This is a genomic window from Methylobacterium nigriterrae (genome assembly GCF_037106235.1).
In the GTDB taxonomy this organism is placed as follows: Bacteria; Pseudomonadota; Alphaproteobacteria; order Rhizobiales; family Beijerinckiaceae; genus Methylobacterium; species Methylobacterium nigriterrae.
On record NZ_JBAWTG010000064.1, the window covers coordinates 21,007 to 27,384 of the forward strand.

Genomic DNA, 6,378 nt, shown 5'->3' on the forward strand with positions numbered 1-6,378 from the left:
GCCCGTCTGGGCCTGAACCTAGTCCAGCCCTTCGTAGACCTGCTCAAAGACGGCCTTGATGGGCAGGACCTCGTCCGCGTCCTGTTCAGGAAACAGCCCGGAGCCAGCGTCGGGATAGTAGGGCTCCTTGTTCTCGTCGGCGAGGATAGGCTGATCGTAGCGAAGGTCGCCCTGAGGCCGCCGGGACAACGGGCCGGGTATGATAGGAAAATTACGGTCTTGTCTGTCTCGTTCTCTCCGGTCGTGATTGGCCCCGGGCCGGCATGTCCCGCCTTGGCGCGGTTTCACACAACGACCTCCTCGGCCTCATCGGCGAAGGGATCCATCTCAGGCCGGTACTACCCTGTCATGAGCCGCCCGGCCCCCGATGTGTCAGCCAGACTGAGACGGGCGAATCCTTCTACCCGCACCGCGAAGCGGACCGGCCCTCAGTCAGGGACAGACGGGAACGTGGTTGACTCTGGATTAGGTCCCGCCGCTCTTTGGCCGGAGGATAACAGGAGCATTTCTACAGAGATCGTCTTCTTCTTGTCCCTGTTATCCCCGGCGTTGTCACTTCGGCGATCACCGAGGATCCCCCATCGCCCACGGGTCAGCATGTGCTTGGTCCCTGCCAAGCTGCGCCGTGAGACAGCTTCAGTACGGCCCGGCACAGAGGGGCTTATTGCGATATCGGCGATGCCGGTCTGCACCGTTTAGGTTTAAGCTTGGCCGCAAAGCACCTGCTGTTGGGGGAGGCCATGCGGTTGGTTCGGATCTGTGCCGCGGCGGGCTTGGTGCTCAACCTGACGACCGTGGCTCACGCAGACGCGCGAAACGAAGCGGACTGCACCAACGGGAGTGATCCGGACCACCAGATCAGGGCCTGTACACTGCTGATCGCCCAAGCCGGCCAAGCAGACAGGTTCATGGCTGTGGCCTATTTCGATCGGGGTGTCGCCTACGAGCATAAGGGCGATCGGGCCCGCGCGCTCTCCGACTACGGCGACGCTATCCGCCGCGACCCTGACCTCGCCAGCGCGTACTACAATCGAGGCCGCACCCGCGTGGAACTCGGAGATCTCGATGGCGCAGTCTCCGACTATAGCAACGCCATCCGCCTGGCCCCGACACATGCCAACGCCTTTTGCAGCCGTGGCGCCGTGTTCGGCCGGAAAGGCGATGCCGATCGTGCGCTCGCAGACTTCGAGCAGGCCGTCCGGCTCGGGCCACGTCATGCCCTCGCCTACTTCAATCGCGGGCTTGCCCACAGCGAGCGCGGCGACCTCAGGCGTGCGCTGGCCGATTTCGATCAGGCGATCAGGCTCAATCCGCAACGGGCTGATGCCTATCGCTTTAGAGCCAGAGTGCACGTCAAGCTGGGCGATCACGAGCGAGCGTCCGCCGACTACGCCCAGGCTGCTCGGCTGCTGCCGGCCGTGGAGGTCTCGATGAGCGAGCTCGGGAAGCATGCAGCCCGCTGACGCGGTCGTCCCGTGCCGCCCCACCTCACCGACTACCCAGAAGATACGCGCCGTAAGCGGATGCACGCCGATGCCTGTGGGCTGTTCCGGCAGTTGCCGAACAGAGCGATCCATGATCGGGCGGCAGCACAGGCGGCCCTACGTCCCGCCGGGCAACTTGCTGAAATGCAAGCTGGTTAGAGGTGATGTGCAACGGCTTGCACCTGCACGGAGGAGTGAGGTGCCCTCAAAACTTATCCTTATAGCTATGGCACTGGTTCTCGTGGCCGCACTCCCTGCCCGCTCCGATGCAGAGCAATCCGACTCCCACTCGCCTGCAGGTGCCAAGATCATGGCGAGGCCCGGTCGACTTGCTGCCACCGAGGTCACGTTCCCGAACGCCGTCAAGGCTAGGCTTGGCCTGATCTACGCCGAGCCGGAAGGCTATCGGCCACTGACGCTCGACCTGTACCTGCCCCCGCAGCAGGCAACGCGACCAGCTGGCGGGTTCCCGCTGGTTCTCTACATCCATGGCGGCGGCTGGCTGGGCGGCACGGCACGCCGGAGCGGCCCTTTCGCGGACTTCCCCGCGGTGTTGGCTGCCCTGGCGGCGCGGGGTTATGTCGTCGCCTCTGTCGAGTATCGCCTGAGCGGCGAGGCCAAGTTCCCGGCCCAGGTGCAGGACGTGAAGGCAGTCCTGCGCTGGCTGCGCTCCAGGGCGCCGGAGTTTGGCATCGATCCCAGGCGTGCCGTGGCCTGGGGTGCCTCGGCCGGCGCATATCTCGCGGCACTCACCGCGCTCAGCTGCGGCGCAGCCGAATTTGACCCCGCGCAGGCAAGCCCAGCTGAACGTCTGCCGTCATCGGATACGAGCCGGTCCGGCGCGATCTCCGACTGCGTCTAGGCCGGCGTCGCCTGGTACGGTGTCTTCGACTTGGCCACCCTTGCCGATCAGGCGCGGCAAGCCGGAGCCCTCTCGCGCGACAACGCAACCGCTCCGGAGTGGCGGCTGCTGGGGTGTTCGGCGTCCACCTGCACACCGGACCGGATCGCCACCGCCAGTCCGGTGACCTATGTCGACGAACGGGACCCGCCCATGCTGCTGATCGCGGGCGCCGAGGACAAGACCGTGCCGCCAGCTCAGACGCTTGAGATGGCCGAGAGGCTGAAGGCGGCGGGCGTCTCGCATGAGCTGATCGTTCTGCCGACTGCGGGGCATGTCTTTGCGGGCAAGACGCCCGAGCAGGGCAGCGAGGCGACCCAGAAGGCGCTCACCGCGACCGTCGCGTTCATCGGCAAGACGGTGGGGGGCACGCCCTCGGGCCTGAACCAGCCCTAGACCCGAGATGCCACCACTGAATCGCGGCCGGCTCGATGACGTGATCACCAGGCGCGGGATGTACGCGTCCAAGTGCGCTGCGCAGAGCCGCGGAACGCACGAGTTTCGGGAGATCCGACCGCCGTGAGCTCTTGCTTGAGCGCGGGGACAACGCACCTATTCTTCTAGAGATCATCTTCCCCTTGTCCCTGCAATCCCCCAGATCACTTGGGTTGTCAGATCCCAACACGAAGATCTTTGCGCGGCTTCGAGGCCCTTCGCCTCGCCGATCTACGTTTGGCGCCCCCAGATCAGACTTCAGGGTCGGACAGCGCGACGTCGATTCCCATCTCCGCGTCACCGGGATTTCCCTTCACGGTGATCGTGACCCCGGACCATCTCGCGGGCCGCCCCGGCAGGTTGAGCGGCGGCTTCGTCGTCCTGCCGAGCTTTCTGTTGCCGTTGCTCGGGTAGAGGTCGTCGGCGTCTCCGCGGTTGCCCTGGCCGAAAATCTTCGCAAGGTCGCGCCTGTTGTCGGCCTGGATCAGTTCGATCGCGAGCGCATCCTCGTTGTTGACGTTGGTGATCGCCTCGTCGACGACGTAGACGGCCACCCCCTCGTCGGGGAGCGCCGAGTCGAGGCCCCGGCGGCGTCGGTATTCCACCAGCAGATATTGGCTGTCCGACATCACGCTGCCGTTCCGGATCACCGCGACCGATCCGCCCTCGGCCGCCGGCTTCAACCTCACATTCTTCGCATCCTCCGTGATCACCTCAGGCTTGATCCAATCGTGGAACATCCGCAGCATCCCGTTGGGCAGGACCGGATTCAGCCCCGAGTTGCCCCAGGAGCCGGAGGCCATCAGGCAGTAGTCGCCGAGGCCGTTCGACCTCGAGTTCCGCACGGTGCCGGTGTCGTAGTAGTCCGCCCAGCGGGGAACGAGATGTCCCCACTCGTGCGCGCATACGCCGACCCGGCAGTCTTCCGGCACCGTGAGATACGTCTGCACGCGGATGTTGTTGCCGACCTTGATCCCGTCCGGCACGAGCCACTTGTGGCTCCAGATGTCATTCTGGCTGAGTGTCGTTTCGGCCCCGCGTCCCGCATGGATGACGAACAGCGCGGTCACGGTCCCTTCGTTCAGAACATCGTACCCGTCGAAGTTCATCCCCACGGCCTGCGCCGCCAGGACGGTGTCGCGGACCATGCCTTGCGCGTTTCGCGGGTAGGAGGTCGGCTCCATCCCGGAATTCCCGTCCGCATAGTAGGAGAGCGGGTGCGGCAGCCGGAACCAGCCGCGCACCTCCCCGGTCACGTCGATCCCCTGTCCGCCGCCTTCACTCCAGCCGCTGATGGCGCGGTAGTAGTCGCGCATGCTCCCCGTCGGGAAGATCCCTTCGCTGAACAGCATCTGTTCGAAGTAACCGGGACTGTGGTCATCCGCCCGCGGAACGTCGGGGAAGTCCGCCAGCAGGACCAGGGTCTTGATTTCGCCCTTCAGCTTCTTGGGGGGCCTTTCGATCAGCTCCCGGTCGGCCGCCGGCCGCAGATCCATCTCGACGCGACCGTCGTCGAGGCCGAGGATCTTCACGCCGCGGCGCCTCGATCTCCAGATGTCGTAGAACTGCTCGAACGTCGTATTGGGCGTCAGCCGTCCTTCCTTCTGAAGCGAGAGGAACCGCGCATACAGCTGTGAGAGGGCGAACGGCGAGATGGGAACCTGACACTTCTCGCGTGAGCAGTTGCACGGGCCGAAGGGACGGACGAGGTGACGCACCGAGACCTCCTCAGATGAATCCGAAGCAGAGGCCGACCAGTAAAGCACGCAACAGCCGCCGTGCCATCAGCCCGCCTGCGTACGAAACTACGCCACCGTGCAGCGCAGTCCGTGTATTCGCACGGCGCGCGAAGATGTCTCATTCGTAATGATTACTTTCGGTATGCCTTCCGATACGGCTGTTCCGGCTCGGAACCCTGCCGATCAAGGCTTCTTCTGACCCGGTCGACGAGTGCCCTTCCCGCCTCCGGCCGTCTTGGTGCGAGGTGCAGCACGCTTCCTTGCGGCCGTGCTGGGCGACGCGGATGCCGGCGCGATCGTCGGAGACGCGGCAAGGGCCGCGAGCGCCTCGACCCGGTCCGGAGGCTGCACGAGGTCGCCCAGGGCGTCCGAGATCAGCTGTGCGATCTTGGCGAAGCCTCCAGGATAGGGGTGGAGCTCGTTCGCCCACTCGTCGGCCGAGAGCGTTCCCTGCGTGTCGACCACGTGGAAGAGGTTGTCCCGATCTGCGGCGAGCTGCATCAGCATGTCCTTGAAGGCGACGAGCGCCTCCCGCACGATGGCGGTGCCCTCGGCGGTGGGCCAGTTGCAGAAGTCCAGCGACGGCTTGAGCCAGGGGCCGGCGCAGATGGGGTGCGCCCCGTTCGGAATCGGGAAATCGTAGCAGTGGGCGATAATGGGAACGCCGGGAGCGACCCTGTCCCGCAAGGCGAAGAGGGCGAGGTAGCAGGCCTCGACCATGCCGAGCGCCTTCCCGAACCGCCCCGCGTTAAGACCCGGCGTCCGGCCATCGTTGAAGTCGAGGAAGATGCAGAACTGGTTTCCGGCGATGTCGTTGCCGCCGGCGGAGAACAGGATCGCATCCGGCTTCCCATCGATCCAGTTCGACGGGTCCCGCAGGGCGGCGATCATGCGCTCCTGCTTCTCCAGGGACATCATCCCGACGGCAGCGTCACCATGATGGGCGAGATTGAGGATGGTCGGCGGCATCGGTCCGATGCGCCGCAGCTGCGCGATCACGTCGGTGTCGACCAGCGGAAGTCCGTTCCCCGTCAGGGGATAGTCGAACCAGCTATCGCCCTGGGCCAGGAGGACCAAGGGCCGGTTGAGGATCGGGGCCGCCAGCAGGTCGGCACTCGCCTGCGCGGTCGCGAGCCGGGCGATGTTCGCCTTGTGGACGGCGACACGCTCGGCAATTTCCTGCTGAATGCGCCTGTTCGCTTCCTCTTGGACGAAGCCCTCGTCGGCCATGATGTCCTCCCACCACCTTGCGGCGCCAGCATCGGCTGCCGTGTGCTTGAGGATCCCGCGGCCGCCTCAGGCCTGTATCGCGTGGAAGAGATAGTAGCCGAGCAGCTGGTCCCCGGTATCGGCCGCTCTGCGCCGGAAGCCCGGATGGTCCGCACCGTTCCGCGCCGTGCCTCCCAGGACCCAATCCTGAGATCCTATGAAATTGGGGATCTCGCGGTCATTCCGGACGGCACAGCAAAGGCCCGGCTGCGACTTGCGATGGTAGATGTTGAAAGACGCGCAGGACGGCATCCAAACACCCCTGACTGATTCGCTCGAAGCGGAGGCGGGATCATGCGGGCAACATCAGTGCCACGCAAGTATCCCGCTCTTGTTAAAGGCTGTGTGGAAAGTCGGCGATCTGATAGCGTCTGGCATTCAGGCCGGAGCTGCCGATGGCTGGCTATATCGAGGGTGCCGACCGCAGTCAGGTGACGCTGTTTCCCGATCGGTTGGATGACTTCGTCGATGCGGACAACTCCGTCAGGGTCATCGACGTCTTTGTCGATGCCCTCGATCTACAGGAACTCGGCTTTATCCGCGCACGTCC

Annotated in this window: 4 protein-coding genes and 2 pseudogenes; 3 read left to right on the plus strand and 3 right to left on the minus strand. The window is 65.0% G+C overall.

Features of this window, described 5'->3' with window-relative positions; all coding sequences use genetic code 11:
* Positions 1-18: 18 nt before the first annotated feature.
* Complete coding sequence (locus tag WDW90_RS24350) at positions 19-189, minus strand: hypothetical protein (RefSeq protein WP_336490060.1); 171 nt, start codon at positions 187-189, stop codon at positions 19-21.
* Between the two features lie 518 nt (positions 190-707).
* Here WDW90_RS24350 and WDW90_RS24355 point away from each other — a divergent pair.
* Positions 708-1,463 carry a tetratricopeptide repeat protein gene (locus tag WDW90_RS24355; RefSeq protein WP_336490062.1) on the plus strand — a complete coding sequence of 252 codons (756 nt, stop codon included), beginning with the start codon at positions 708-710 and terminating at the stop codon, positions 1,461-1,463.
* Positions 1,464-1,794: 331 nt separating this feature from the next.
* Positions 1,795-2,781 (plus strand): annotated as a pseudogene (locus WDW90_RS24360) (alpha/beta fold hydrolase).
* 290 nt (positions 2,782-3,071) lie between these two features.
* Here WDW90_RS24360 and WDW90_RS24365 read toward each other — a convergent pair.
* Positions 3,072-4,538 (minus strand): M6 family metalloprotease domain-containing protein, encoded by a 1,467-nt coding sequence (locus WDW90_RS24365; RefSeq protein WP_336490063.1) that lies wholly within the window; start codon positions 4,536-4,538, stop codon positions 3,072-3,074.
* A gap of 204 nt (positions 4,539-4,742) precedes the next feature.
* Complete coding sequence (locus tag WDW90_RS24370) at positions 4,743-5,789, minus strand: SGNH/GDSL hydrolase family protein (protein ID WP_336490064.1); 1,047 nt, start codon at positions 5,787-5,789, stop codon at positions 4,743-4,745.
* A 434-nt stretch (positions 5,790-6,223) separates the two neighbouring features.
* On the opposite strand from WDW90_RS24370, the pseudogene WDW90_RS24375 reads away from it, so the two are divergent.
* Positions 6,224-6,378, plus strand: a pseudogene (locus WDW90_RS24375) (IS5/IS1182 family transposase); the annotation flags it as partial.

What these genes read in the sequence shown, in the direction of transcription:
- WDW90_RS24370 (WP_336490064.1), bottom strand. Translation starts at nt 5,789, where the DNA reads ATGGCCGACGAGGGCTTCGTCCAAGAGGAAGCGAACAGGCGCATTCAG.